22 protein-coding genes, 1 other RNA gene and 1 pseudogene are annotated in these 26117 nt (G+C 63.5%); 13 read left to right on the top strand and 11 right to left on the bottom strand.

Going from position 1 to position 26117, the window contains the following annotated elements; translation table 11 throughout:
- Window positions 1–4: 4 nt before the first annotated feature.
- Genes E6B08_RS04080 through E6B08_RS04100 form a run of 5 tightly spaced genes read left to right on the top strand, consistent with a single transcriptional unit; the run spans window position 5 to window position 4570 of the window.
- A complete protein-coding gene (locus E6B08_RS04080; protein ID WP_136912853.1) occupies window positions 5–367 on the top strand; it encodes an STAS domain-containing protein in 363 nt (120 codons plus the stop codon).
- Window positions 364–768, top strand: a complete 405-nt coding sequence (locus tag E6B08_RS04085; protein WP_136912854.1) for an anti-sigma regulatory factor — start codon at window positions 364–366, stop codon at window positions 766–768. The genes E6B08_RS04080 and E6B08_RS04085 overlap by 4 nt, the downstream gene beginning before the upstream one ends.
- Entirely contained in the window at window positions 765–1775 is a 1011-nt protein-coding gene (locus tag E6B08_RS04090) for an ATP-binding protein (protein ID WP_136917325.1), read from the top strand. The genes E6B08_RS04085 and E6B08_RS04090 overlap by 4 nt, the downstream gene beginning before the upstream one ends.
- Window positions 1768–2634 carry a sensor histidine kinase gene (locus E6B08_RS04095; RefSeq protein ID WP_136912855.1) on the top strand — a complete coding sequence of 289 codons (867 nt, stop codon included), beginning with the start codon at window positions 1768–1770 and terminating at the stop codon, window positions 2632–2634. The genes E6B08_RS04090 and E6B08_RS04095 overlap by 8 nt, the downstream gene beginning before the upstream one ends.
- Entirely contained in the window at window positions 2624–4570 is a 1947-nt protein-coding gene (locus tag E6B08_RS04100) for a response regulator (protein WP_136912856.1), read from the top strand. The genes E6B08_RS04095 and E6B08_RS04100 overlap by 11 nt, the downstream gene beginning before the upstream one ends.
- Before the next feature lie 43 nt (window positions 4571–4613).
- Here E6B08_RS04100 and E6B08_RS04105 read toward each other — a convergent pair whose 3' ends face one another.
- From E6B08_RS04105 to E6B08_RS04140, 8 genes are all read right to left on the bottom strand, one after another.
- Window positions 4614–6776 (bottom strand): methyl-accepting chemotaxis protein, encoded by a 2163-nt coding sequence (locus E6B08_RS04105; protein WP_136912857.1) that lies wholly within the window; start codon window positions 6774–6776, stop codon window positions 4614–4616.
- Window positions 6777–7049: 273 nt separating this feature from the next.
- Window positions 7050–7441, bottom strand: a transfer-messenger RNA (tmRNA) gene (gene ssrA, locus E6B08_RS04110).
- A 102-nt stretch (window positions 7442–7543) separates the two neighbouring features.
- Window positions 7544–7837 carry a hypothetical protein gene (locus tag E6B08_RS04115; protein WP_136912858.1) on the bottom strand — a complete coding sequence of 98 codons (294 nt, stop codon included), beginning with the start codon at window positions 7835–7837 and terminating at the stop codon, window positions 7544–7546.
- Window positions 7838–7973: 136 nt separating this feature from the next.
- Window positions 7974–8225 (bottom strand): DUF3077 domain-containing protein, encoded by a 252-nt coding sequence (locus tag E6B08_RS04120; RefSeq protein WP_136912859.1) that lies wholly within the window; start codon window positions 8223–8225, stop codon window positions 7974–7976.
- Between the two features lie 150 nt (window positions 8226–8375).
- Entirely contained in the window at window positions 8376–8657 is a 282-nt protein-coding gene (locus tag E6B08_RS04125; protein ID WP_136912860.1) for a hypothetical protein, read from the bottom strand.
- Between the two features lie 326 nt (window positions 8658–8983).
- A complete protein-coding gene (locus E6B08_RS04130) occupies window positions 8984–11794 on the bottom strand; it encodes an FAD-binding and (Fe-S)-binding domain-containing protein (RefSeq protein ID WP_136912861.1) in 2811 nt (936 codons plus the stop codon).
- A gap of 80 nt (window positions 11795–11874) precedes the next feature.
- Window positions 11875–13020 (bottom strand): FMN-dependent L-lactate dehydrogenase LldD, encoded by a 1146-nt coding sequence (gene lldD / locus E6B08_RS04135; RefSeq protein ID WP_136912862.1) that lies wholly within the window; start codon window positions 13018–13020, stop codon window positions 11875–11877.
- Window positions 13021–13081: 61 nt separating this feature from the next.
- Window positions 13082–14752: a lactate permease LctP family transporter gene (locus tag E6B08_RS04140; RefSeq protein ID WP_136912863.1), complete on the bottom strand. Its 1671-nt coding sequence runs from the start codon at window positions 14750–14752 to the stop codon at window positions 13082–13084.
- A gap of 255 nt (window positions 14753–15007) precedes the next feature.
- On the opposite strand from E6B08_RS04140, the gene E6B08_RS04145 reads away from it, so the two are divergent.
- Entirely contained in the window at window positions 15008–15775 is a 768-nt protein-coding gene (locus tag E6B08_RS04145; RefSeq protein ID WP_136912864.1) for a GntR family transcriptional regulator, read from the top strand.
- Window positions 15776–15899: 124 nt separating this feature from the next.
- Here E6B08_RS04145 and smpB read toward each other — a convergent pair whose 3' ends face one another.
- Window positions 15900–16382: an SsrA-binding protein SmpB gene (gene smpB, locus E6B08_RS04150; protein WP_133330396.1), complete on the bottom strand. Its 483-nt coding sequence runs from the start codon at window positions 16380–16382 to the stop codon at window positions 15900–15902.
- A 162-nt stretch (window positions 16383–16544) separates the two neighbouring features.
- Here smpB and E6B08_RS04155 point away from each other — a divergent pair, with 162 nt between their 5' ends.
- On the top strand, window positions 16545–16979 hold the full coding sequence (locus tag E6B08_RS04155) for a type II toxin-antitoxin system RatA family toxin (RefSeq protein ID WP_136912865.1): 435 nt from the start codon (window positions 16545–16547) through the stop codon (window positions 16977–16979).
- 66 nt (window positions 16980–17045) lie between these two features.
- Here the strand turns inward: E6B08_RS04155 and E6B08_RS04160 are convergent, their stop codons facing one another.
- Window positions 17046–17585 (bottom strand): outer membrane protein assembly factor BamE, encoded by a 540-nt coding sequence (locus E6B08_RS04160; protein ID WP_136912866.1) that lies wholly within the window; start codon window positions 17583–17585, stop codon window positions 17046–17048.
- A 97-nt stretch (window positions 17586–17682) separates the two neighbouring features.
- Here E6B08_RS04160 and fur point away from each other — a divergent pair, with 97 nt between their 5' ends.
- The gene (fur, locus tag E6B08_RS04165; RefSeq protein WP_016391775.1) at window positions 17683–18087 is read left to right on the top strand and encodes a ferric iron uptake transcriptional regulator; all 405 of its coding nucleotides are present in this window, start codon (window positions 17683–17685) and stop codon (window positions 18085–18087) included.
- Between the two features lie 75 nt (window positions 18088–18162).
- Here fur and recN read toward each other — a convergent pair.
- A pseudogene (recN, locus tag E6B08_RS04170) lies at window positions 18163–19835 on the bottom strand (DNA repair protein RecN).
- A gap of 190 nt (window positions 19836–20025) precedes the next feature.
- On the opposite strand from recN, the gene grpE reads away from it, so the two are divergent.
- The 5 genes from grpE (at window position 20026) to carA (ending at window position 26091) form a co-directional block, all read left to right on the top strand.
- The gene (gene grpE, locus E6B08_RS04175; protein WP_136912867.1) at window positions 20026–20580 is read left to right on the top strand and encodes a nucleotide exchange factor GrpE; all 555 of its coding nucleotides are present in this window, start codon (window positions 20026–20028) and stop codon (window positions 20578–20580) included.
- Between the two features lie 101 nt (window positions 20581–20681).
- Window positions 20682–22607: a molecular chaperone DnaK gene (gene dnaK, locus E6B08_RS04180; RefSeq protein ID WP_136912868.1), complete on the top strand. Its 1926-nt coding sequence runs from the start codon at window positions 20682–20684 to the stop codon at window positions 22605–22607.
- 203 nt (window positions 22608–22810) lie between these two features.
- Entirely contained in the window at window positions 22811–23935 is a 1125-nt protein-coding gene (gene dnaJ / locus E6B08_RS04185) for a molecular chaperone DnaJ (RefSeq protein WP_136912869.1), read from the top strand.
- 13 nt (window positions 23936–23948) lie between these two features.
- A complete protein-coding gene (gene dapB / locus E6B08_RS04190; protein WP_136912870.1) occupies window positions 23949–24755 on the top strand; it encodes a 4-hydroxy-tetrahydrodipicolinate reductase in 807 nt (268 codons plus the stop codon).
- A 199-nt stretch (window positions 24756–24954) separates the two neighbouring features.
- Window positions 24955–26091, top strand: coding sequence for a glutamine-hydrolyzing carbamoyl-phosphate synthase small subunit (gene carA / locus E6B08_RS04195; RefSeq protein ID WP_136912871.1), 1137 nt, complete (start codon window positions 24955–24957; stop codon window positions 26089–26091).
- The last annotated feature ends 26 nt before the right edge of the window (window positions 26092–26117 follow it).

The raw sequence follows: 26117 nt of genomic DNA on the forward strand, positions 1-26117 counted from the left end.
GCCCATGGAGCGTATCCCGATTCTGCAAATGGGCGAGTTCCTGCTGGTGACGATCCAGGTCGACATGCACGACAAGCTGGCCATGCGTCTGCAGGAGGACCTCACCGACCGTATCAGCGCGACTTCCGCCGCTGGCGTGTTGATCGACATCTCGGCGCTGGACATGGTCGACTCGTTCATTGGCCGGATGATCGCCGACATCGCCAGCCTGTCGCGGCTGATGGACGCCCAGGTGATGCTGGTGGGCATGCAGCCGGCCGTGGCCATCACCTTGGTGGAACTGGGCCTCACCCTGCCTGGGGTCAGCACGGCGCTGGACGTAGAGCGTGGCATGCAGCGGCTCAGCCAGCATGTGAGGCGCCTATGAACAGCGAGCACAGTGGCAGCCTGCCGGTGCGTATCGAGCAGGATGTGGTACTGGCCCGGCAACTGGCGCGCAAGCTCGCCAGCGACTGCGGCATGCGCCTGGTTGACCTGACCAAGCTGGTGACCGCCGTCAGCGAGCTGGCACGCAACACCGTGGTCTATGGCGGTGGCGGTGACATGGATTGGCAGGTGCTCGAACAAGCGGGCCGTACTGGCGTGCGCTTGCTGTTTCGCGACGAAGGCCCTGGCATCGCCGACCTGAAGCTGGCCCTGACCGACGGCTGGACATCGGGCAACGGCCTCGGGCTCGGCCTGACCGGCGCTCGGCGCCTGGTGGACGAGTTCGAACTGGACACCGCGCCCGGCGAGGGCACGCGGGTGACGATCACACGATGGATATGAACATCCCTGCCAGCAGGACGCTGGTATTGCCCCTGGAGGAGGCCAGCCAGATCGGCCATGCCCGGCGCACCGCGCAGCGCCTGGCCGAGCAGCAAGGCTTCGACGGCGAAGACGCCGGGCGGGTGGCCTTGCTGGCCACCGAGCTTGCCAGCAACGTGCTCAAGCATGCCGGGCGGGGCACCTTGCAGCTGCGGGCGGTGCCCGGTGCCAATGGCGCGGGTGTCGAACTACTGGCCGTCGATCAGGCCGGTGGCTTCGATGCCGAGATCTGCCTGGCCGATGGCTACTCGACCGGTGGCACCCAAGGCATCGGCCTGGGCGCCATCGCGCGCCTGGCCGAAGTGTTCGACATCCATACCGACGCTGGCGGTTCCGTGGTCATGGCGCGCCTGTACCGGCGCGATGCCAAAGGTAGCGATCTGCGCATCGGCGTCAGTCATCATGCACTGCACGACGATCCCGCCTGTGGTGACACCTGGCATGTGGTGCTTGCCCAAGGGCGGCTCAGTGCCCTGCTGGTCGATGGCCTGGGCCATGGCCCCGAGGCCGAAGAGGCGGCCCAGAGCGCCGCTGCCGCGTTCGCCGAGGACGCCTTTCTCGACCCGCTGCTGCTGATCGAGCGCATGCACCTGGCCATGAGCGGAACCCGCGGAGGCGCCGCGGCCATCGCCCAGTATGACGCGAGCACCGGTCGACTCAGCTTCACCGGTATCGGCAACATCGGCGCCAGCCTGGTAACGCCGACCAAGGCGCGCGGCCTGGCCTCTTTGGCGGGCTTCCTCGGCGGGCAGTACCGCAAGGCCCAGGTCTTCGACTACGCTGACGTGACTGGCAATCTGCTGATCCTCTACAGCGACGGCCTGCAGTCGCGCTGGAACCTTCAAGACTACCCTGGCCTGGTGCACCGTCACCCGGCCGTGATTGCTGCCGTGCTGCACCGCGATTTCTGCCGAGGGCGGGACGACGTGACGGTACTGGTCATCGACCTGGAGCCTACCCATGGCTGAACCCACCACCACCGAACAGGCCGCGCTGATCGCTCGCTTGCAGGGCGAGAACGACGCCTTGCGCGCCGAGCTCGAAGAAACCAACCAGGGCGTGCTGGCCCTGTACGCCGAACTGGACCTGCAGGCCGAGCAACTGCGCCAGGCTTCGGACCTGAAAAGCCGCTTCCTGTCATACATGAGCCACGAGTTCCGCACCCCGCTGGGCTCGATCCTGAGCATCACCAGCCTGCTCGCCGACGAGTTGGATGGCCCGCTGTCCGAAGAGCAGCACCGCCAGGTGGCTTTCGTCAGCACTGCCACCCGCGAGCTCTCCGACATGGTCGACGACCTGCTCGATCTGGCCAAGATCGAGGCCGGACGCATCACCATCTCGCCGGCCTGGTTCGACATGTTCGACCTGTTCGCCGCGCTACGCGGCATGTTCCGGCCGATCGTCGATGCCACCGCGGTCGACCTGATTTTCGAGGAGCCGGTGGGCTTGCCGCGGCTTTTTACCGACGACAAGAAGCTCGCGCAGATCCTGCGCAACTTCATTTCCAACGCCTTGAAGTTCACCACCCGCGGTGAAGTGCGGGTATCGGCGCAACTGGTCGAGGCGGGCAACATCCGTTTCGCCGTCAGCGACACCGGCATCGGCATCGCTCCCGAGCTGCTGGGCACGCTGTTCGAGGATTTCGCCCAGGTCGACTCGCCGCTGCAGAAGCGCCTGCGTGGCACCGGCCTGGGCCTGTCGCTGTGCAAGCGCTTCGCTACGTTGCTGGGCGGCGAGGTCGGTGTGCACAGCGAGCCCGGGACAGGCTCTTCCTTCTTCGTGACCATTCCTCTGGCCCTGGCCCAGGAGAGCGTGGATGAAACCTGACCTGCGCCTGCTCATCGTCGACGACAACGTCGCCACCCGCTACGCCCTGCGCCGCCGCCTCAGCGCGCAGGGCTACGAAGTGCTCGAAGCGGGTACCGGCGGCGAAGGGCTGGCGTTGATTCGCGACGAACAGGTGGATGCGCTGATTCTCGACGTCAACCTGCCAGACATGAGCGGCTTCGACATCGTCCGGCTGTTGCGCCAGGACAGCCGCACCGCACTGTTGCCGGTGATTCACGTGTCGGCGGCGTCGATCCAGAGCGGCGACATCATCACCGGCCTGAACGCCGGCGCCGACGCCTACCTGATCCACCCGGTAGACCCCGACGTACTGCTTGCCACGCTGCGCACCTTGCTGCGCGTGCGCGACACCGAACGCGCCCTGCGCCAGAGCGAGGCGCGCTTCCAGGAAATCTTCCGCGGGGTGTCTGCGCCCATCGCCGTGCTCGACGGCGAGCTCAAGGTGCACGAATGCAACCATGCTTTCGCCCACCTGGTGCAGGACAACCGCGACCCGCAGCGGCTGCACGAATGCTTCGCCGACGGCCAGGACGCGGCGCTCGAAGAGTTGCGCCAGCACCTGGCGGCGGGCCAGCGCTGGAAGGGTACCTTGGGCATGCGCCTGCACGGCCAGCCGCGTGACACCGAGTGGCAGCTCTCGCCCTACCAGGCGCCGGGCTTGTGCCTGGTCTTCGTCGAAGACATCACCGAGCACCGCCACCGCGAACGCTCGCACCTGGCGCGCCTGGACGACGCCAACAGCCAGTTGGCCAAGGAAGTCGCCGAGCGCGTGCGCACCGAGGCGCAGCTGTTGCAATTGCAGAAGATGGACGCTCTAGGCAGCCTGACCGGCGGCATCGCCCACGATTTCAACAACCTGCTCACCGGCATCATCACCAGCCTCGAACTCATTCGTAAGCGGGTGGCGGAAAACCGCGTGGAGAAGGTGCCCAAGTACGCCGAGGCGGCGCTGAGTTCGGCCAACAGCGCCGCCGTGCTCACCCACCGGCTGCTGGCTTTCGCTCGCCAGCAGCCGCTGGACACGCGCCCGGTGGACGTCCACCAGCATGTGCGCTCACTCGAAGAACTGCTCACCCGCACCATCGGCGAACGCATCACCCTGACCCTCGAACTGTCCAGTCGACCGGCCATCGCGCTGGTCGACCCCGTGCAGCTCGAAAGCGCGGTGCTCAACCTGGTGATCAATGCCCGCGATGCCTTGCCCAAGGGCGGGCAGATCTGGGTCAACACCTCGGCGGCCTGGAGCCATGGCGACCCCAACCTCGCTGACGGCGCGTACGTGGCGGTGACCGTGCGCGACAACGGCAGTGGGATCGAGGCGGAGTTGCTCGACAAGGTCTTCGACCCGTTCTTCACCACCAAACCCCTCGGCCAGGGCACCGGCCTGGGCCTGTCGACCATCTATGGCTTCGCCCGCCAGTCCGGTGGGCATGTGGAGCTGCGCAGCGTGGTCGGCAAGGGCACCGAAGTGACATTGTTGCTACCGGCCAGCGCCGAGGCGGCGGTGGCCGTGGAACGCGAGGTGGACGATGACCAGCAAGGCAATGGCGAGCATGTGCTGATCGTCGAGGACATGGCCTCGGTGCGGCTGTCGGTCGCCGAGGCGTTGGGCGAGGAGGGGTATAACTGCACGCTGGCGTCGACCATCGACGAGGCGCTGGAGTACCTGCAAGGTGAGGGGGTCATCGACCTGCTGCTGACCGACGTCGGCCTGCCGACCCTGAGTGGGCGTGAGCTGGCGGACATCGCCCGGATGCACCGGCCAGGTTTGCCAGTGCTGTTCATGACCGGGTATGCCGATGCGGCGTTGGATCGCCAGGCATTCCTGGGCACCGGGATGGACATGCTGGTCAAGCCGTTCAAATTGTCGGAGCTGCTCGACAAGGTGAAGCATGCGGTGGTGCGCTTGGGGTGAAAGGCTGTGCGCCTCGTTGCAGGCGCGCCGACCACCCCTTCGTTCAGGCCGCCGCCCGATCGCCGTCGCCGCTCACCTCGAACTGCCCCACCAGCTTCTCCAGCTTGTTGGCATTGACCTTCATCGTCTGCGCACTGTTCTGCAGCACCACCCCCGTCTGGCGCATCTCGGCCGAAGACTGGTCGACCTTCTCGATGGTCTTGCCGCACGCCAGGCTGTGGGCGTTGAGTTGCTGGATGATGGCGAACATGCTCTCCACGGCTTGATGCAACTGCACGTTTTCCGATGATGCATCCTCGGCCAGGCGCAGGCTGTCATCCACGTTCTTGACCCCTTCTTCCATGAAGCTGACGGCCTTCTGGGTCTCGTTCTGCAGGCCTTCGACCATGCTGCGGATGTCATCGGCGGCTCGCGAGGTACGAGCGGCCAGGTTGCGGACCTCCTCGGCCACCACGGCGAAACCGCGCCCGTGGTCACCTGCCCGTGCGGCCTCGATGGCGGCATTGAGCGCCAGCAGGTTGGTCTGGCTGGTGATGTCGCTGATCAACCCAGTGATGTTGCCGATCTGGGTCATGCGGCTGTCGAGCAACTGCACGCTCGAAGACGACCGCTGCACCACGTCGCGAATCGACTGCGTGCCGGCTTGTACCGAGACGAATTGTTCGTGGGCGCGGCTGACGACTTCGTCCATGGCCTGTTTCATCTGTTCGGCACTGGCCGAGGCCTGCTGGATTTCGCCAAGCTGATCCTCGACGATGATCATCATCTGGTGCACGGCATCGGCCACTTCGCTGGAGGTCAGGCTGGCCTGCTGGCTGCGCTGGAGCATCATCTGGTTGGTGGCGCCGACGTTGCGGCTGGCCTTGACCACCTGGCCGACCACCGAATCGAGGCGGTCGATGAAACTGTTGATCCAGCGCCCCATGTCGCCGCTCTCATCATTGGCCATGACAGTGATGTCCAGGCGCTGGCGCAAGTTGCCTTCGCCTTCGGCGATGGTGCGCAGCACGTCGGTCATGCCGTTCAGGCGCGCAGCCAGGCGCTTGGGCCCGAGTCTGCTGAAGAGCACGGCGGCGCAGAGCATGCTGAGCAGCATGACCGCGTCGTTCATGCCTTGGGACAGACCGGCGTAATGCTGCACGGCCACGTTGCAGCCGAGCAGTCCGGCCATGGTGGCCACGTACGGCTTCATCAACCCATGGGTGAGCGAGCGACGGCGATAGACCTCTTCGAGATCGGCCTCGCACATCATCCCCCAGCGGTCGGGCGAGCCCGGCAACTGAAAGGTGATGCCCTTGCCGACCACCGGAATGTGGCGGTAGTCGGAGTAACCGGGGTAGGTCACGAACAGGTTCGAGCCATGACGGATGGTTTCGCGCACGCCAGGGTGCAGTTGCTTGGTCGCAGGGTCGGTGAAGCGCAGCTCCAATTCGGTGTGTTGCTGGATCTTCACCGTGGACCAGGGCGTGTGCACGCCGCTCTTGAGGTTTTCGCCATGGCTGAAAGTGCCGTCCTCGAAGCGCGAGCGCGACAGGGCGGTGCCAGGTTGCAGGGTCGGGTCGAAATGCGATTGCGCCATGAACAGGTAGTTGTCGCCCGACTCGGCGAAGATGTGCCCGGCCTCGCGCTGGATGAGGTCGCCGAGGACATCGTTCGGCACGCGGGCGCAGAGGCAGCCGAGTGTTTTGCCGGCGACTTTCAGTGGCTGGTAGAACATCAGCGTCACGGCATCGTGGAAGCGCGACGATGACGGGCCGATCTGCAGGGTGAGCGGGTCGCTGTAGGGGCCGTGCAGGAAGGGCGCCTTGAGGCCTTGTGCTAGGGCTTTGTGGTGCGCGAGCGGCTGGCCGTCGCGGCGGTCCCAGGTCGACGTGATGACAGCGCCGCTGATGTCGACGACGAACAGTTCGGAAATGTCTTCGGCCCGGTGGAGTTTGTCCGCCAGCAGTGTGTGGTCGAGTTGGGTCAGGTCGTCGCTGAAATGCTCGGCCAGTTCGGCCAGGTGCTCCCATTGTTCGCGTGCCCAGTTTTGCAGGAGGCGCACGCGGGTTTGGGCGATGGCTTCGAAGGTCTGTTCGATTACCGGGTAGGCAGATTGATTGAGCCGGCATGACCAGCCCATGGAGAGCTTCCCGGTCTTGCCGAACCACGGTAGCCAGCGTTTTTCGCTGGAAGAGAGCTGCATGGCGTGGCTTGCGAGCGTCATTGATAGCCCCTGTTGTTATAGTTTGATGGCAAACTGATAGCAATTTTTGCGCCAGGTCGTGAGGGGGCTAACGATTCCGCGAGGAGCAGGGGTTGAGGGGGCGTGCGAGTGGAAGGTGGTCTTGTGAGATGCCAAATTGGTGCGATGTGCGCACCATGAGTGCGCAGGTAGCCAAGGTCGATATCAGGAAGACCGAGTGTTCGAGCGGTGACTTGAATCCGGTGAATGTCAGGCACAAAAAAAGACGTCCGGGGACGTCTTTTTCTGAGGATTTGGTGGAGCCGGGGGGATTTGAACCCCCGTCCGCCAGTACTCCGCTGTCGGTACTACATGCTTAGCCGTGTCTACTGAGTTAATCCGCAGCCGCCCGACGGGCAGGGTGCTTTGGACGAGTTGGGTAAGTTTTAGTCGCTTTGCCCCCAACGTGCTACACGACGATCCTGTTCTGTATGACAATCACTTCGGGTTTACAGGCATCCCCTGGTGATTGCTGGAGCCGAAGCTACCAGGAGAGCGGGCTCAGCTGCTTACGCAGCGAGAGCGTAACCCTCGTAGTTTTCGTCATTGGCAACTATAGAAAGTTGCAACAGTGGATTTACGAGTTCTGTTACCAACTCGGCATGCACCTAGAGTTTCGCAACCGGCGTCGAATCCTAATCGGCCCCACGCTACAGCTCTAGCTTACGTACCTTTCGGCACGTGCGGCCAGTATACGTGATTGTGCGAGCGACGTCGACAGCAGGCCGGGTCGCCCGCGCCGCGAGGGCTCAAGCACCGCTGCCGCCGGCCGAGCCGCTGCCTTTCTCGGTTTTTTCCAAGTGCTCCAGCACCTTGCTGGTGAGGGCGATGCATTTCTCCTTGTCGCCCGAAGCCTGGGCGGCCTTGGCCTCGTCGACCTGTTCGGTGACGGCCTTGTCCAGGCCTTCGGAAGTGGCGCCGGCGGTGGCCATGCTGTTGCCGATCTTCTGCAGGTTGATGGCGCACAGGTCGTCGGCGGCGAACACCGGCGAAGCCAGGAGGGTAGCGGCCGCGAACAGGGCCGAAAGCGCGGTACCTTTCATGGGTGTCTCCTTGTAGGGCCTCTGGAGGGTGGGCCTGTAAGGGTTGACTGTGGCGGATTTGCGGCGGTTCAATCGCGATGATGGCGGGGCGGCATGACGGTGTGTGGCGAGATGTTGCAGGCCGCTCCCGCAGGGGTCAGTGGGACTTGTTCAGGCCCAGTTCGATGTCGTCGATCAGCGCCTTGGCCATTTCACTGAGGATGCGCGCGGCGCTGCCAGCCTTGCGGTCGTTTTCCATTTCGGCCTCGGTGGTGAGGTGGCGGATGCAGCCGAGCAGGATCGAGAGTTGGCTGAAGGCGTGGTCGAAGGGGATGCCGGGTTGCAGGCGGAACAGGTCGAAGGTTTCGATGCCGGCGGTGGTGGTGCGGGTGGGGTCGGTTGTGTCCATTGGGGCGGTTTCCTGAATTCGGTGGGGGATGGCACCGGCGGAGCCGGTGTTCGCGGGTAAACCCGCTCCTACAGGTACAGCGCCGAGTTTGAAGTTGGCGCTGTACCTGTAGGAGCGGGTTTACCCGCGAAGAGGCCGGTTAGGCCGCTATCAATGCAGGCTTGGTTTGCGCTCCAATGCCAACAACAAGGCATCCGCCTGAGCCCAGGCAATCTGCATGGCGCGCAGGCCGTTCTCGACCGATTCGCGCATGGCTTCATCTTCGATGCTGTCGACGGCATAGCGGCATCGGTTATAGGCGATCATCAGGTAATGGGTGACGTTCATCACCACATGGTTCAAGGGCACATGGCGCTCGATGATGGCGTTGCAGAGGGTGGTGCCGTCGGGGATCTGGTAGAAATGCGGTGAGTCGGGGACGATTTTTTTCATGCAGTCTCCTGAATGCTGAAGGACTGCCGCTTCCGTTCCACAGGAAGGGTGGCAGCTGTACACGGGGTGGAACCCGAGTGCATTCAGGAGTACTCGGTAGGCACGAGGCCTCCCGCGTACAGCCGCCATTAACGACACGCTCCAGAATGCTAGGCCGGGGTTCCACGCCCGGTCGCTGAACACCAGCGACTCGAACAGCCTAGGGAGCCAGGATTTTCGGGACAATCAGACGCGTGTCGACGCGACTCGTAGGATATTTCCAAAGGCTGCAAATCCCTACCACTTGTGCGTAGGAGGGATCTGAACCTTCTGTAGGATCCGTATCGTCAGATGCTCCGCGGACGCGTCACCCGGTCCACCAGGTAGACCAACCCGTGGTAATCGATCCCACTATGGCTCGACAGCCCGATCTCGCACGTCCGGCTGGTCGAGATCCCCTCGCTGCAATGCTGCACCGCATCCTTCAAACTACGCAGCGAGTGGGCATTGAGCTCCGGCGTGGTGAACCCCTTGTCCCCGGCAAACCCACAGCAATGAATTCCTTCGGGTACAACCACCTGCTTGCTGCAGCGCCGCGCCAGGTCGATCAGCGCCTGGCTTTCGCCCAGGTGCTGGGTGCTGCAGGTCACATGCACGGCCACCGGCTCGTCCTGAGGGGTGAACTCCAGCCGGTCGAGCAGATGAGTGCGGATGAACCGCACCGGGTCGTACAGGTCCAGCCGGGTGTCTGCCATGTCCTGCACAAGGCGCAGGGTGCATGGGCTGGTGTCGCAATAGATGGGGTCGAGGCCGCCACGGCTGGCCTGCAGCAGGGCGTTGATCAACTCTTGGCGCTTGTGCTCGGCCTGCTCGGGGTAGCCTTTGGAAGCGAACGGCTGGCCACAGCACAGGCTGTCGGCGTTGTCCGGGAACACCACCTGATAGCCGGCTTTTTCCAGCAGCGAACGGGTCTTGTCCAGTAGCGTGCTCTGTTCGCGGTCGGCGTAGGCCGGGCCCATCGCCCGCGACACGCAGGCGGCGAGGTACACCACGCGCGGTCGGGCATCGTTGCTCGCCGGGCCGAAGGTCAGGTCGCGCACTGGTTGCGGCATCGCCGGTGTCCACTGTGGCAGGCGGCCGTTGCTGGTCTTGCTCAAGGCCGTGCTCCAGCGCGCCAGGCGCGGCGCGCCGAGCAGCTTGCGCGCGGTGTTGGCGGCAGTCAGGGTCAGGCGCGCGCCGCCCAGCGCGGTCTGGAAGTGCTCGGCCAGCCAGTCGGCAGCCTTTTCATGATTGGCGGCCTGGGAGCGCAACTTCTTCACCAGTTCGCCGGTGTTGATGCCCACCGGGCAGCGCTGGGCACAAAGGCCGGTGGCGGCACAGGTGTCGATGCCTTGGTACTGGTAGGTCTGCAGCAGTTCGCGGGTGTCGATGCCAGCGCGCTTTTTCGCCTGGATATCGCGCCACATGACGATGCGCTGGCGTGGGCTCAGGGTCAGCCCCTTGGACGGGCAGACTGGTTCGCAGAAGCCGCACTCGATGCACTTGTCGACGATCTCGTCGGCCGCCGGCAAGGGCTTGAGGTTTTTCAGGTGGATGTCCGGATCTTCGCTCAGCACCACGTCGGGATTGAGAATGCCGTTGGGGTCGAGCAGGCGTTTGAGCGCCCACATCAGCTGGTAGGCATCCTGGCCCCACTCCAGCGCCACGAACGGCGCCATGTTGCGCCCGGTGCCATGCTCGGCCTTGAGCGATCCGCCGAATTCCACCGCCACCAACTGCGCCACGTCGTCCATGAAGGCCTGGTAGCGGGCGACTTCCTCGGGGCTGTTGAAGCCCTGGGTGAAGACGAAGTGCAGGTTGCCCTCCAGGGCGTGGCCGAAGATGATCGCTTCGTCGTAGTGGTGCTTGTCGAACAGCTCGATCAGGCGATTGACGCCCTCGGCCAGTTGCTCGACGGGGAAGGTCACGTCCTCGATGATCACCGTGGTGCCGGTCTCGCGCACGGCGCCGACCGCCGGGAAGGTGTCCTTGCGGATTTTCCACAGCTGGTTGTACACCTGCGGGTCTTCGCTGAAGTCCACCTGCTGCTCCAGCGGGTAGTCGGCAATCGACGCCATGACCTGGCCAAGTTGCTCGTGCAGAAGGCTCTGGCTGGCGGCGCGGGACTCGATCAACAATGCGCAGGCATTGGCCGACAGGCCTTTTACCCACAACGGCATGCCCGGCATGTCCTGCACCGAGCGCAGGCTGCGGCGGTCGAGCAACTCCACCGCCGACACCGGCTGGCGCTTGAGCACGGTCACCGCGCGGCAGCAACTCTCGACGCTGGGGAACACCAGCAGCGCACTGGCCTTGTGTGGGTGATCGGGCACGGTGTCGTAGGTCACCGCGCTGATGAAGCCCAGGGTTCCTTCGGACCCGACCATCAGATGCTGGAGGATATCCAGCGGCTGGTCGTAGTCCACCAGCGCATTGAGCGACAGGCCAGTGGTGTTCTTCAGTCGGTATTTGTGTCGGATGCGGTCGGCCAGTTCGGTATTGGCACGGGTCTCGCGACCGAGCCGAGCCAAGGCCTCGAGCAGGTCGGCGTGGCTGCGTTCGAAGGCGGCCACGCTGGCCGGGTCTTCGCTGTCCAGGCGCGTGCCGTCGGCCAGCACCAGGCGCATGCCGGCCAGGGTGTGGTAGGTGTTTTGCGCCGTGCCGCAGCACATGCCGCTGGCATTGTTGGCGACGATGCCGCCGATCTTGCAGGCATTGATGGAAGCCGGATCAGGGCCGATCTTGCGCCCGAACGGAGCGAGCCAGGCGTTGGCCTGGGCGCCGATGACACCCGGTTGCAGGCGGATCTGCTCGCCGGCACCACGGATCTCTCGGCCATTCCAGTTATCGCCGAGCACGATCAGCAGCGAGTCACTGATGGCCTGCCCTGAAAGGCTGGTGCCGGCGGCGCGGAAGGTGACCGGCACGCGCTCGCGCTGGGCCAGGTGAATCAGCCCGACCACCTCGTCCTCGGACTCGACCCGCACCACCAGCTTGGGGATCAGCCGGTAGAAGCTGGCATCGGTGCCGAAGGCCAAGGTCGAGGTGGGGTCGTCGAAACGGCGTTCGGCGGGAATCAGGCGCTCGACATCACGCAGGAATGCAGCAGGCAAGCTCATGCAATCTCCTCAAAGGGTCACGGCGTCTCGCGCGCCGTTGTGCCCCCGGTCATTCAGGCGGTGTTTCTCAAGGCAGGCGCTCAGGCGCCCAGTTCGCGGACCAGCGAGTCGCGGGTGATCTCGCTGATCGACTTGGCGCCGGTGAGCACCATGGCCACGCGCATTTCCTTCTCGAACAGCTCCAGCAGGTTTTTCACCCCGGCCTGGCCATGCACGGCCAGGGCCCAGAGGAAGGCGCGGCCGATCAGGACGCTGTCGGCACCCAGGGCGATCATGCGCACCACGTCGAGGCCGCTGCGAATGCCGGAGTCGGCGAGGATCTTCAGGTCCCCCTTGACCGCATCGGCAATGGCCGGCAGGGCGCGGGCGCTGGACAGCACGCCGTCGAGCTGGCGACCGCCGTGGTTGGAGACGACGATGCCGTCGGCACCGAACTTGACCGCGTCACGCGCGTCGTCGGCATCGAGGATGCCCTTGATGATCATCGGGCCATCCCAGAAGTCGCGAATCCACTCCAGGTCTTTCCAGGAAATCGACGGGTCGAAGTTGGCGCCGAGCCAGCCGATGTAGTCGGCAAGTCCGGTGGGGTTGCCACGGTAGGTGGAGATGTTGCCCAGGTCGTGCGGACGGCCCATGACACCAACGTCCCAGGCCCATTCGGGGTGGGTCATGGCTTGCAGCACGCGGCGCATCGGCCCGCTCTTGCCGCTCATGCCAGAGTGGGCGTCGCGGTAGCGGGCGCCGGGCACCGGCATGTCGACGGTGAACACCAGGGTCTTCACCCCGGCGGCCTTCGCCCGCTCCAGCGCATTGCGCATGAAGCCGCGGTCTTTCAGTACATACAGCTGGAACCACATCGGTCGGTCGATGGCCGGAGCGACTTCTTCGATCGGGCACACCGACACGGTGGACATGGTGAACGGAATGCCATGGGCCGCCGCCGCGCGTGCCGCCTGCACTTCGCCACGGCGGGCGTACATGCCGGTGAGGCCTACCGGAGCGAGGGCTACGGGCATGCTCAGGGTTTCGCCGAACAGCTCGGTCTTGAGGCTGAGCTCGGACATGTTCTTCAGCACACGCTGGCGCAGGGCGATGCTCGCCAGGTCTTCTACGTTGTGGCGCAGGGTGTATTCGGCATAGGCGCCGCCGTCGGCGTAGTGGAACAGGAAGGGAGGCAGCTTGCGTTGGGCCGCGGCGCGATAGTCGGTGGAGGCGGAAATGATCATGGATTCTCGCAGCGTTGGTTGAAGGAGATGCCGGGCGCCAGGGCGCCCGGCCCCTTTCACTTTAGTGTTGAACCAGCATGCCGGTCAGCCAGTAGGCCTGGATCAGGGTGATCAGGCCGACGATGGTGGCGAAGAACAGGCTGTGCTTGACGGTGAAGCGGAACAGGTCCGATTCCTTGCCCACCAGGCCGGTGGCGGCGCAGGCCACGGCGATCGACTGCGGCGAGATCATCTTGCCGGTCACGCCGCCGCTGGTGTTGGCGGCCACCAGCAGGGTGTCGTTGACCCCGATCTGGTGCGCGGTGGTCGCCTGCAGCGAGCTGAACAGGGCGTTGGACGAAGTGTCGGAGCCGGTCAGGAACACGCCCAGCCAGCCGAGGAACGGCGAGAAGAACGGGAACGCAGCGCCGGTGCCGGCCAGGACCAGGGCCATGGTCGAGGACATGCCCGAATAGTTGGTGACGAAGGCGAAGGCCAGCACCATGCCGATCGACAGGATCGGCCAGCGCAGCTCCCAGAAGGTTTCCTTGAAAGTGGTCAGACCAGTTTTGAAGTTGATCTTCAGGACTGCCATGGAAATCAGCGCCGAGAGGAAGATCGCGGTACCGGTGGCGGAAATCGGGTCGAGCTTGAACACCGCTGGCATGGCGGTCGGCGCGGCGACGATCGGGGCGGTCTTGACCACCAGTTGGTCCAGGTGCGGGATGGCGAAGTTGAACACGAAGTTGTACATCGCGCCGCCTGGGGCGAAGGCTGCCTTGAACGGCTTCAGGGTCCAGATGGTCACCAGTACGGTGAGGATCAGGAACGGCGACCAGGCCTTGAAGATCTCGCCGAAGCTGTACGGGGTCGGTTGGCTGCCGCTCGGCTCGACCACGGCGGCGCCGACGCTGCCTTTGGCTTGTGCGAACGAGCGCTTGGGCTGCCAGACCTTGAGGAACAGGGTCAGGCAGATCAGGCTGGCCAGGGCCGAGGTGATGTCCGGCAGTTCCGGGCCGATGAAATTCGAGGTGAAATACTGGGTCACGGCGAAGCTCAGGCCGGCGACCAGGGCGGCCGGCCAGGTTTCCTTCACGCCGCGCAGGCCATCCATCATGAACACCAGCCAGAACGGCACGAACAGCGACAGCAGCGGCAGTTGGCGGCCAGTCATGGCGCCAATGTGGAAGGCGTCGATGCCGGTGACCTGGCCGGCCACGATGATCGGGATGCCCAAGGCGCCGAAGGCCACTGGTGCGGTGTTGGCGATCAGGCACAGACCTGCGGCGTACAGTGGGTTGAAGCCCAGGCCCACGAGCAATGCGGCGGTGATGGCCACGGGCGCGCCGAAGCCGGCGGCGCCTTCGAGGAAGGCACCGAAGCAGAAGCCGATCAGCAGCACCTGCAGGCGCTGGTCGTCGGTGATCGACAGGACCGAGCTGCGGATCACTTCGAATTGGCCGCTCTTGACCGTGAGTTTGTACAGGAACACCGCGGCAACGATGATCCAGGCAATCGGCCAGAGGCCGTAGAGGAAGCCGTAGCCCGCAGCAGCCAGAGCCATGTCGACAGGCATCTGGAAGGCGAAGATCGCGACCAGGACCGACAGTGCGAGGGTGATGCTGCCGGCGACGTGGCCCTTGAGGCGGAACACGGCGAGGGCGAGGAAGAAGAAGACGATTGGAATCACAGCTGCCAGGGCAGACAGGCCCAGACTTCCGAGTGGGGTATAGAGTTGTTGCCAGGTTTGCATAGTGGGGTGGCCCCTAATTGTTGTTGGTCAGCACTGGCATTGGATAATTGGTAAGACCAATTTACAATGTCTGGTCGCTAGGTTAAAAGCGCGCTCATGGCTGTGTCAATTTGTCCTTGGCGAAACTTTGGTCGAGTGACGATGGGCGGTGGCTGAACGGCTGCAAAAAACCTCAACTGATGGGTGCTGACACGGCGCGAATCAGTGAGAATAGCCGCCCCCCGAATTTGGCTGGGGGTCTGTGGAGAGCATGTGATGGTTTTTGATCAGGTCCGCCAACGGCGCTTGTCCGACGATATCGTCGATCGGTTGGAAGCGATGATTCTGGAAGGCACCCTGACCTCTGGGCAGCGGCTGCCGGCCGAGCGCGCCCTGGCCGAACAGTTCGGCGTATCACGCCCGTCGCTGCGCGAGGCGATCCAGAAGCTGGTGGCCAAGGGACTGTTGGTCAGTCGCCAGGGAGGCGGCAATTTCGTCGCCGAGTCGCTGGGTTCGACCTTCAGTGACCCCTTGCTGCAATTGCTCGAGCACAGTACCGAGGCCCAGCGCGACCTGCTGGAATTTCGCCATACGCTTGAGGCGTCATGCGCCTATTACGCCGCTCAGCGTGCCACCGAGCCCGACCGGATTCGGCTGAAGGCGGCATTCGACGTCTTGCTGGACTGCTATGCCCGGGCCGATGAGGTTACGCGGGCAGAAGAGGGCGCGGCCGATGCGCGATTCCACCTGGCCATCGCCGAGGCCAGTCACAACGCCGTGTTGCTGCACACCATCCGTGGGTTGTTCGACCTGCTCAAGCGCAACGTGGTGACCAACATCGGTGGCATGTATCAGCAGCGGGCAGAGACGCGCGACATGCTGATCAGTCAGCACCGCGAGTTGTACCAGGCGATTGTCGAGGGTAGGGCGGAGGAGGCGCGGGAGGTGTCGAGCCGGCACATTCTTTATGTGCAGGAAGTGCTCGAAGAAGCCCAGGACGAGGCCCAGCGGGTGGCGCGGGCAGAGCGGCGCAGCGGGCGCTGAAAGCTGTATTGGGTCATTCGCGGGACAAGCCCGCTCCCACAGGATCTGTGCCGAGCTTCGGTCAGCGCAGATCCTGTGGGAGCGGGCTTGTCCCGCGAAAGGGCCGCAGCAGGCTAAAGAAGACTCAGTCTTCCTTGCCCTTGTTGCGCACCGCACGCTGCAGCTCGCGGTTGGAGTCGCGTTCGCGCACGACGTCGCGCTTGTCGAACTCCTTCTTGCCCTTGCCAAGCGCGATCTCGCACTTGATCAGGTGCTTGCTCCAGTACAGCGCCAACGCCACGCAGGTATAGCCCTTCTGCGCCACGGCCGCTTCCAGGCGCTCGAGCTCGCGCTTGTTCAGCAGCAGCTTGCGCGTGCGGATCGGGTCGGCGATGACGTGGGTGCTGGCGGTGGTCAGCGGGGTGATGTGGCTGCCGAACAGCCAGGCTTCGCCATCCTTGAGCAGCACGTAGCTGTCGGTCAGGTGCGCCTTGCCGGCCCGCAGGCTCTTTACTTCCCAACCGGACAGGACCAGTCCGGCCTCGAACTTGTGTTCGATGAAGTAATCGTGTCGCGCTTTCTTGTTTTGCGCGATGGTCCCGGTCGGATGTTTCTTTTGCTTAGCCATAGGGGCCGCATTATAGGCAGTCGGCGCGTCATCGGCTATGGGATTTCGGTGTGCTTGAGCCACTGCGATGAATACCGGACAATACAAAGCCTGTCACATGTACAGATTCTGTTTTCGGCACGCTGCGAAGCGCCGCCACCCAGCCTTGGAAGTGATGCCTGGATGACTACCCATATTCAACGCTCCGCCCTGCTGCCGTACCCTGCCCAGGCGCTCTACGATCTGGTCAACGATGTGGCCAGCTACCCACAGTTTCTGCCGTGGTGCTCGGACTCGACGGTGCTCGAAGCCAGCGACACGAGCATGCGCGCCAAGCTCGAAGTGGCCAAGGGCGGCATGAGCCAGCAGTTCGTCACGCGCAATGTGCTGGTGCCTGGGCAATCGATCGAAATGAATCTGGAAGAGGGGCCCTTCACCCAGTTGCACGGTGTGTGGGTATTCAAGGCGCTGGGCGAAAAGGCCTGCAAGATCAGCCTGGACCTGTCGTTCGACTACGCAGGCCCCTTGGTGCGCGCCACCCTCGGGCCGCTGTTCAACCAGGCGGCGAACACCCTGGTGGATGCTTTCTGCCAGCGTGCCAAACAGCTCCACAGCTGAGGCGTCGGCGCGGCGCCAACAAAAAGCCCGGACCATGGTCCGGGCTTTTTTTTGCCTGCGCTGCAATTACTGCGGCGAGGTTTCCAGCGGTGCTGGCGTCGGGACCGGCGTGGTCTCGATGGTATCGATCTCGCGCTGGATCGACTCTTCGGTCGAGCCTGGCTTGGCCGGCTTCTCTTGCGGCTGTTCCGGCTGGGCGGGTGCCTGGCCTTCGGTGGCCGGGTTGACCGTGGTATCGCCGCTGCCGCCGAGGATTTCCTGGTCGCGGCTAACGCCCGGCATGAAATCGCCAGACAGGCTGACCAGTTGGTCGCTGTCGTTGAAGAACACGCTCATGCGTTCCTGCTGGCGTTTACCGCCGCCTGGCTGCAGGCTGTACAGGTAGTCCCAACGATTGGTGTTGAAGGTGTCCTGGAGGAGGGGGTTGCCCATGATAAACCTTACTTGCCGACGGGTCATTCCGGGGCGTAATTGGTCTATCATGTCTTGCGTGACGACATTGCCCTGCTGGATGTCGATTTTGTAAACCCCGGGAAACGAGCAACCGGCGAGTGCGAGCAGTCCCACGAGGGTGAGGCTGGTTAGCAAGAGCTTGGTGTTTTGCATCGGTGGGCGACTTCCACTATCTTGGCTGGACAACGTAAACACCGATCATACCCGTATTAAGAGAAGCTGCGAAGCAGCATCGGCGAGAAAGCTGACCATGGTTGAAAATAGCGAATTGCGCAAAGCCGGTCTCAAGGTGACCCTGCCTCGAGTCAAGATCCTACAAATGCTCGATTCTACCGAGCAACGTCACATGAGCGCGGAGGATGTCTACAAGGCGCTGATGGAAGCGGGCGAGGACGTCGGTCTGGCAACCGTGTATCGCGTTCTAACTCAGTTCGAAGCGGCAGGCCTGGTGGTTCGCCACAACTTCGACGGCGGCCACGCGGTCTTCGAACTGGCTGACGGCGGTCACCACGACCACATGGTCAACGTGGAGACCAGCGAAGTGATCGAATTCATGGACGCTGAAATCGAGCGCCGCCAAAGAGAGATCGTGGCTGAACATGGCTACGAGCTGGTGGACCATAACCTGGTCCTGTATGTGCGTAAAAAGAAGTAACGATTTAGATCGTTATAGATAGCAAAGGCGACCCTAGGGTCGCCTTTGTGCTTTTCGGCTGGCCAAACGAAGGCGTCAGGCCTTGCCGGAAACTACCATCTTGCGCGCATGGGCCAACGACTCCTTGGTCAGGTCGATGCCACCCAGCATGCGTGCGACTTCCTCGACCCGTTCGCGTTTGCCCAGGCTGGCCACCGCGGTGTGGGTGGTGTCGCTGTTGCGCACCTTGTGCACGAACAGGTGGTGATGACCTTGCGCGGCCACCTGTGGCAGGTGGGTCACGGTCAGCACCTGGCCACGCTCGCCGAGGCGACGCAGCAATTGGCCAACGATCTCGGCGGTAGGCCCGCCAATGCCCACGTCCACTTCGTCGAAGACCAGGGTAGGAATGCGCGAGGTCTGCGCGGTGATCACCTGGATCGCCAGGCTGATACGCGAAAGCTCACCGCCCGAGGCAACCTTGGCCAGGCCCTTGAGCGGCTGCCCGGGGTTGGCGCTGACCAGCAGCTCGATCTGCTCCAGGCCGTGGGGTGACAGCTCGCTCCCTTCGTTGGGCGTGAGTTGGATGCAGAAACGCCCGCCTGGCATGCCCAGGCGCTGCACCTCCTGCTCGACCGCGACGGCCAGCTGGCGAGCAGCCTGCTGGCGCAAGGCGCTGAGTTCGGTGGCCTTGGCCTTGTAGTGCTGGGCGAAAGCCGCCTGTTCCTCGGCCAGGCGCTCCAGTGCTTCGTCACTGGCATTGAGGCCTTCGAGTTCATCCATCAACTGCTGCTGCAGGTGCGGCAGCTCCGTAGGGTGTACGCGATGCTTGCGGGCCAGGGTATAGATAGTGTCGAGGCGTTCTTCCAGGGCCTGCAGGCGCATGGGGTCGGCGTCGAAGTTGTCGAGGAAGCGGTTGAGTTCGCCCACCGCCTCCTCGACCTGGATCTGTGCGCTGGCGATCATGTTGGCCGCTTCGCCGAGTGCCTTGGGGCATTGGCGGCAGCGCCCAGGCGATTGAGGCTGGAGGTGAGGGCGCTGAGCACGTTGCCCGAATCGCTCTCGCTGCACTGGTCGATGACCTGGCGGCAGATGCCGAACAGCGCCTCGGCGTTGGTCAGGTTCTTGTGCTCCTGCTCGAGCAGCTCCAGTTCGTTTTCGCCCAGGCCGAGATTGTCGAGCTCTTCGAGCTGGTAGCTGAGCAACTGGTGGCGGGCGCGTTGCTCGTCGCCGGAGTTGGTCAGCCGCTCGAGCTCCAGGCGCGTCTGGTTCCAGCGCTTGGCGGCCAGCTGTACCTGGCGGGCCAGGTCGATGGCGCCGGCGTATTCGTCCAGCAGGCGGCGATGGGTATCGGTCTTGAGCAGCGACTGGTGCTCATGCTGGCTGTGGATGTCGATCAGCAGCTCGCCCAGGGCCTTGAGGTCGCTGAGCGGGCAGGGCGTGCCATTTATATAGCCGCGGCTACGGCCTTCGGCGGTGATCACCCGGCGCAGGATGCACGGGCCATCGTTGGCCAGGTCGCGCTCGGCCAGCCAGGTGCCTGCCTCGGGGATGTCGGCCAGGTCGAAGGTGGCGAGGATGTCCGCCTTGTCCGCGCCGGGGCGCACCACGCCGCTGTCGGCGCGGTCGCCAAGGGCAAGGCCGAGGGCGTCGAGCATGATCGACTTGCCCGCGCCGGTCTCGCCGGTGATGACGGACATGCCGCGAGCAAGCTCGAGGTCGAGGTGTTCGACGATGGCGTAGTTGTGGATGGACAGGTGCACCAGCATGAGGACGACTCCCGAAGGTCATGTCTGGTTATTTATACAGTAGTTTTTTCGACCCTGCCAAGGGCCGCTCGGAGATTTTCCTGAGCGTTCGATAGGCAGTCGGCCCTTGAACCTGGTTTTTCCGACCCCATATAGCCGGCAGACACGACGAGCTTGGCTCGCACTACAGAAATCGCGAAGGAGAACCCCAATGGCTGACGAACAGCTGGATGAGAAGAACCTTAACGCCGAAGAAGCTGGCGCAGACAACACCGATGCCCGCATTCAGGAGCTCGAGGAGCAGCTGGCTGCGGCCAAGGACCAGTCCCTGCGCGCTGTTGCCGACCTGCAGAACGTGCGCCGCCGCGCCGAGCAGGATGTCGAGAAGGCCCACAAGTTCGCCCTGGAGAAGTTCGCGGGCGACCTGCTGCCGGTCATCGACAGCCTGGAGCGTGGCCTGGAGCTGTCCAGCGCCGACGACGAGACCATCAAGCCGATGCGCGAAGGTATCGAGCTGACCCTGAAGATGTTCCACGACACCCTCAAGCGCTACAACCTCGAGCCGGTCGATCCGCACGGCGAACCGTTCAACGCCGAGCACCACCAGGCCATGGCGATGCAGGAAAGCGCCGATGCCGAGCCCAACAGCGTGCTCAAGGTGTTCCAGAAGGGCTACCTGCTCAACGGCCGCCTGTTGCGCCCCGCCATGGTGGTGGTCAGCAAGGCGCCGAGCGCGCCGCAACCTTCTATCGATGAACAGGCTTGAAATTGATCGGGGCATCCCCATCTAAGTGTCAAGCGTTCAAGTATTACCGCAGTTGCCCAGAGTAGCGGCTGCCACCAAATTCAAGTTTCGGGAGAGTTAACATGGGTAAAATCATCGGTATCGACCTGGGGACCACCAACTCGTGCGTCTCCATCCTGGAAAACGGTAGCGTCAAGGTCATCGAAAACGCCGAAGGCGCACGTACCACCCCTTCGATCGTCGCCTACGCCAACGATGGCGAGATCCTCGTCGGCCAGTCGGCCAAGCGCCAGGCGGTCACCAACCCGCACAACACGCTGTTCGCCGTGAAGCGTCTGATCGGTCGCCGCTTCGAAGAAGACGTCGTGCAGAAAGACATCAAGCTGGTGCCTTACAAGATCGTCAAGGCCGACAACGGCGACGCTTGGGTTGAAGCCAGCGACAAGAAGATGGCTCCGCCGCAGATCAGCGCCGAAGTCCTGAAGAAAATGAAGAAGACCGCCGAAGATTACCTCGGCGAGCCTGTGACCGAAGCGGTCATCACCGTTCCGGCCTACTTCAACGATAGCCAGCGCCAAGCCACCAAAGACGCCGGCCGCATCGCCGGTCTGGACGTCAAGCGCATCATCAACGAGCCGACCGCTGCTGCGCTGGCCTATGGCATGGACAAGGCCAAGGGCGACCACACCGTCATCGTTTATGACCTCGGTGGTGGTACCTTCGACGTTTCGGTCATCGAAATCGCCGAAGTCGACGGTGAGCACCAGTTCGAAGTACTGGCCACCAACGGCGACACCTTCCTGGGTGGCGAAGACTTCGACATGCGCCTGATCGACTACCTCGTGGACGAGTTCAAGAAAGAGTCCGGCATGGACCTGAAGAACGATCCACTGGCTCTGCAGCGTCTGAAAGAAGCCGCTGAAAAGGCCAAGATCGAGCTGTCCTCTGCTCAGTCGACCGACGTCAACCTGCCGTACATCACTGCAGACGCTACCGGTCCTAAGCACCTGAACGTGAAGATTTCCCGCGCCAAGCTGGAATCGCTGGTCGAAGACCTGGTCTCGCGCACCATCGAGCCATGCCGCATCGCCCTGAAAGACGCCGGCATCGACGCCAGCAAGATCGACGACGTGATTCTGGTCGGCGGCCAGACCCGTATGCCGCTGGTGCAAAAAGCCGTTGCCGACTTCTTCGGCAAGGAAGCGCGCAAGGACGTCAACCCGGACGAAGCGGTCGCCATGGGCGCTGCCATCCAGGGTGCGGTCCTGGCCGGTGATGTAAAAGACGTACTGCTGCTGGACGTCAGCCCGCTGACTCTGGGTATCGAAACCATGGGCGGCGTGATGACCCCGCTGATCGAGAAGAACACCACCATCCCGACCAAGAAGTCGCAGGTGTTCTCGACTGCCGACGACAACCAGGGCGCCGTGACCATCCACGTGCTGCAAGGTGAGCGTAAGCAGGCTGCGCAGAACAAGTCGCTGGGCAAGTTCGACCTGGCCGACATTCCGCCAGCACCACGCGGTGTGCCACAAATCGAAGTGACCTTCGACATCGACGCCAACGGCATCCTGCACGTGAGCGCCAAGGACAAGGCCACCGGCAAGTCGCAGTCGATCGTGATCAAGGCCAACTCCGGCCTGTCGGACGATGAAATCGAGCGCATGGTGCGTGACGCCGAGGCCAATGCCGAGGAAGACCGCAAGTTCGAAGAGCTGGCCGCTGCCCGTAACCAGGGTGATGCGCTGGTTCACTCGACCCGCAAGATGGTCGCTGACGCCGGTGACAAGGTCACCGCGGAAGAAAAAACGGCCATCGAGGCTGCCGTGGTCGCGCTGGAGGCTGCTGTCAAAGGCGACGACAAGGCTGCCATCGACGCCAAGGTCGAGGAACTGTCCAAGGTCTCCGCGCCGGTTGCCCAGAAGATGTACGCCGAGCAGGGTGAGCAGCCTCAGGGCGGCGCCCAGCAGCAGGCCGAGCCGGAAGCCAAGCACGACGACGTGGTCGACGCCGAGTTCGAGGAAGTGAAAGACAACAACAAGCAGTAATGCCTGCATGTTGTCGGCCAGCCCACCGCCGTTTGGCGGTGAGCTGGTAGGATGTCGCCGCGCGGGGCTTGCTCCCGCGTTGGTGTGTCTGGAATACGAGAATTTTTACAGCATCTGTCAAAGCCTCTCGGAGGTTGGCAGGTGTTGCGGCACAGCGCATAGCGCAGAGGTATGCCGAACGCCCCCAAGAGTGCAAATGACCTATGGCAAAGCGTGATTATTATGAGGTGCTGGGTGTCGAGCGTGGCGCCAGTGAAGGTGACCTCAAAAAGGCCTATCGCCGCCTGGCGATGAAGTACCACCCCGACCGCAACCCCGGCGACAAGGAGTCGGAAGAGCATTTCAAGGAGGCCAACGAGGCCTACGAAGTGCTGTCCGATGCGAGCAAGCGTGCAGCGTACGACCAGTACGGCCACGCTGGCGTCGACCCGAGCATGGGTGGCGGCGGTGCCGGCTTCGGTGGCGCCAACTTCTCCGACATCTTCGGCGATGTGTTCAGTGATTTCTTCGGCGGTGGCCGTGGTGGCTCGCGTGGCGGTGCCCAGCGCGGCAGCGATCTGCGCTACACCCTGGAGCTGAACCTGGAAGAAGCGGTGCGTGGCACCACGGTCAACATCCGCGTTCCCACGCTGGTCGAATGCAAGCCATGCGATGGCTCCGGCGCCAAGAAAGGCTCGTCCCCGGCGGCGTGCCCGACCTGTGGTGGTATCGGCCAGGTGCGCATGCAGCAGGGCTTCTTCTCGGTGCAGCAGACCTGCCCGCGTTGTCATGGCCAGGGCAAGATCATCACCGACCCTTGCACCTCGTGCCACGGCGAAGGCCGTGTCGAGGAATACAAGACCCTGTCGGTCAAGGTGCCGGCCGGTGTCGATACCGGCGATCGCATCCGCCTGTCCGGCGAAGGCGAGGCGGGGACCCATGGTGGCCCGACCGGCGACCTGTACGTGGTCATCAACGTGCGTGAGCACGCGATCTTCCAGCGTGATGGCAAGCACCTGTACTGCGAAGTGCCGATCAGCTACACCGACGCTGCCCTGGGTGGCGAACTGGAAGTGCCGACCCTCGATGGCCGCGTGAAGCTGAAGATCCCCGAAGGCACCCAGACCGGCAAGCAGTTCCGTCTGCGTGGCAAGGGCGTTGCGCCGGTGCGGGGTGGTGCTGCCGGCGACCTGCTGTGCCGCGTGGCGGTGGAAACCCCGGTCAACCTCAGCCGTCGCCAGCGTGAATTGCTCGAAGAGTTCCGCGATTCACTGGACAGTGACAGCTCCCATTCGCCGAAAGCCAGTGGCTGGTTCGAAGGTGTCAAGCGCTTCTTCGGTGATCTCTGACAAGGAACAGGTTATGCGACGTATTGCAGTGATGGGCGCGGCTGGGCGGATGGGCAAGACCCTCGTCGAGGCCGTGCAGCAACAAGCGCCTCAGGCCGGCCTGACGGCGGCCATCGATCGTCCGGACAGCACCTTGGTCGGTGCCGATGCAGGTGAGCTGGCGGCTCTGGGCCGTATCGGCGTGCCGATCTCCGACGACCTGACCAAGGTCGCCGACGAGTTCGACGTGCTGATCGACTTCACCCATCCGTCGGTGACCCTGAAGAACCTGGCCTTCTGCCGTAAGGCGGGCAAGGCCATGGTCATCGGCACCACCGGTTTCACCCCGCAAGAGAAGGAATTGCTGGTCGAGGCGGGCAAGGAAATCCCGATCGTCTTCGCTGCCAACTTCAGCGTCGGCGTCAATCTCTGCCTGAAGCTGCTCGATACTGCCGCGCGGGTGCTGGGTGACGATGTGGATATCGAGATTCTCGAAGCCCACCACCGGCACAAGGTCGATGCGCCATCGGGTACCGCGCTGCGCATGGGTGAAGTGGTCGCCCAGGCGCTGGGGCGTGACTTGCGCGAAGTGGCCGTATATGGTCGCGAAGGGCAGACCGGTGCGCGTGATCGCCAGACCATCGGCTTCGCCACCGTGCGTGCCGGCGATGTGGTGGGTGATCACACCGTACTGTTCGCTGCCGAAGGCGAGCGCGTCGAGATCACCCACAAGGCCTCCAGTCGCATGACCTTCGCCAAGGGCGCCGTGCGTGCTGCACTGTGGCTCGATGGTCGGGAGCCTGGGCTGTACGACATGCAGGACGTGCTCGAGCTGCGTTGAGGGTTGGCGCAGTAACCCTCTGTCGCATTTGCGGTAGACCGGAAACGCTCTTTTCTGTAAGCTACAGCTTTAGTGTGTCCACTAAAAGCGCGCAGCGAATTGAATTCAGCACATGAAAGCGGGGTGACGTGTCCATACGTCACTCCGCTTTTTTGCAACCTGCGATCGCCCTTTCATGCTTGATTTACGGGAGGTCTTCTTGACAAAGCCAGCCATACTCGCCCTTGCCGATGGCAGTATTTTTCGCGGTGAAGCCATCGGTGCCGACGGTCAGACCGTTGGTGAGGTGGTGTTCAACACTGCTATGACCGGCTACCAGGAAATCCTTACAGACCCTTCCTACGCCCAGCAAATCGTTACCCTGACCTACCCGCACATTGGCAACACCGGTACCACCCCGGAAGACGCAGAGTCGAACCGCGTCTGGTCCGCTGGCCTGGTCATCCGCGACCTGCCGCTGCTGGCCAGCAACTGGCGTAACACCCAGTCGCTGCCTGAGTACCTGAAGGCCAACAACGTCGTCGCCATCGCCGGCATCGACACCCGTCGCCTGACCCGTATCCTGCGTGAAAAGGGCGCCCAGAACGGCTGCATCCTGGCCGGTGACAACATCACCGAAGAGCAAGCCATCGCCGCTGCTCGCGCCTTCCCTGGCCTCAAGGGCATGGACCTGGCCAAGGTTGTCTCCACCACCGAGCGCTACGAGTGGCGTTCCAGCGTGTGGGAGCTGAAAACCGACAGCCACCCGACCATCGACGCGGCCGACCTGCCGTACCACGTGGTTGCCTTCGACTACGGCGTCAAGCTGAACATCCTGCGCATGCTGGTCGCCCGTGGCTGCCGCGTGACCGTGGTGCCGGCGCAAACCCCGGCCAGTGAAGTGCTGGCACTGAATCCGGATGGCGTGTTCCTGTCCAACGGCCCGGGTGACCCCGAGCCTTGCGATTACGCCATCCAGGCGATCAAGGAAATCCTCGAGACCGAGATTCCGGTGTTCGGCATCTGCCTCGGCCACCAGCTGCTGGCCCTGGCCTCCGGTGCCAAGACCGTCAAGATGGGCCACGGCCACCACGGTGCCAACCACCCGGTCCAGGACCTGGACACCGGCGTGGTCATGATCACCAGCCAGAACCACGGTTTCGCCGTCGACGAAGCCACCCTGCCGGGCAACGTCCGCGCCATCCACAAGTCGCTGTTCGACGGTACCCTGCAGGGCATCGAGCGCACCGACAAGAGCGCGTTCAGCTTCCAGGGGCACCCTGAAGCGAGCCCAGGCCCGACCGACGTCGCGCCACTGTTCGATCGTTTCACCGATGCCATGGCCAAGCGCCGCTGAGCATCCTGCATCAAGGCCCCGGGGCG

It is taken from the genome of Pseudomonas putida (assembly GCF_005080685.1).
Taxonomy (GTDB): domain Bacteria; phylum Pseudomonadota; class Gammaproteobacteria; order Pseudomonadales; family Pseudomonadaceae; genus Aquipseudomonas; species Aquipseudomonas putida_V.

What these genes read in the sequence shown, in the direction of transcription:
- E6B08_RS04080 (WP_136912853.1), top strand. Translation starts at nt 5, where the DNA reads ATGGAGCGTATCCCGATTCTGCAAATGGGCGAGTTCCTGCTGGTGACG.
- E6B08_RS04085 (WP_136912854.1), top strand. Translation starts at nt 364, where the DNA reads ATGAACAGCGAGCACAGTGGCAGCCTGCCGGTGCGTATCGAGCAGGAT.
- E6B08_RS04090 (WP_136917325.1), top strand. Translation starts at nt 765, where the DNA reads ATGAACATCCCTGCCAGCAGGACGCTGGTATTGCCCCTGGAGGAGGCC.
- E6B08_RS04095 (WP_136912855.1), top strand. Translation starts at nt 1,768, where the DNA reads ATGGCTGAACCCACCACCACCGAACAGGCCGCGCTGATCGCTCGCTTG.
- E6B08_RS04100 (WP_136912856.1), top strand. Translation starts at nt 2,624, where the DNA reads ATGAAACCTGACCTGCGCCTGCTCATCGTCGACGACAACGTCGCCACC.
- E6B08_RS04105 (WP_136912857.1), bottom strand. Translation starts at nt 6,776, where the DNA reads ATGACGCTCGCAAGCCACGCCATGCAGCTCTCTTCCAGCGAAAAACGC.
- E6B08_RS04115 (WP_136912858.1), bottom strand. Translation starts at nt 7,837, where the DNA reads ATGAAAGGTACCGCGCTTTCGGCCCTGTTCGCGGCCGCTACCCTCCTG.
- E6B08_RS04120 (WP_136912859.1), bottom strand. Translation starts at nt 8,225, where the DNA reads ATGGACACAACCGACCCCACCCGCACCACCACCGCCGGCATCGAAACC.
- E6B08_RS04125 (WP_136912860.1), bottom strand. Translation starts at nt 8,657, where the DNA reads ATGAAAAAAATCGTCCCCGACTCACCGCATTTCTACCAGATCCCCGAC.
- E6B08_RS04130 (WP_136912861.1), bottom strand. Translation starts at nt 11,794, where the DNA reads ATGAGCTTGCCTGCTGCATTCCTGCGTGATGTCGAGCGCCTGATTCCC.
- lldD (WP_136912862.1), bottom strand. Translation starts at nt 13,020, where the DNA reads ATGATCATTTCCGCCTCCACCGACTATCGCGCCGCGGCCCAACGCAAG.
- E6B08_RS04140 (WP_136912863.1), bottom strand. Translation starts at nt 14,752, where the DNA reads ATGCAAACCTGGCAACAACTCTATACCCCACTCGGAAGTCTGGGCCTG.
- E6B08_RS04145 (WP_136912864.1), top strand. Translation starts at nt 15,008, where the DNA reads ATGGTTTTTGATCAGGTCCGCCAACGGCGCTTGTCCGACGATATCGTC.
- smpB (WP_133330396.1), bottom strand. Translation starts at nt 16,382, where the DNA reads ATGGCTAAGCAAAAGAAACATCCGACCGGGACCATCGCGCAAAACAAG.
- E6B08_RS04155 (WP_136912865.1), top strand. Translation starts at nt 16,545, where the DNA reads ATGACTACCCATATTCAACGCTCCGCCCTGCTGCCGTACCCTGCCCAG.
- E6B08_RS04160 (WP_136912866.1), bottom strand. Translation starts at nt 17,585, where the DNA reads ATGCAAAACACCAAGCTCTTGCTAACCAGCCTCACCCTCGTGGGACTG.
- fur (WP_016391775.1), top strand. Translation starts at nt 17,683, where the DNA reads ATGGTTGAAAATAGCGAATTGCGCAAAGCCGGTCTCAAGGTGACCCTG.
- grpE (WP_136912867.1), top strand. Translation starts at nt 20,026, where the DNA reads ATGGCTGACGAACAGCTGGATGAGAAGAACCTTAACGCCGAAGAAGCT.
- dnaK (WP_136912868.1), top strand. Translation starts at nt 20,682, where the DNA reads ATGGGTAAAATCATCGGTATCGACCTGGGGACCACCAACTCGTGCGTC.
- dnaJ (WP_136912869.1), top strand. Translation starts at nt 22,811, where the DNA reads ATGGCAAAGCGTGATTATTATGAGGTGCTGGGTGTCGAGCGTGGCGCC.
- dapB (WP_136912870.1), top strand. Translation starts at nt 23,949, where the DNA reads ATGCGACGTATTGCAGTGATGGGCGCGGCTGGGCGGATGGGCAAGACC.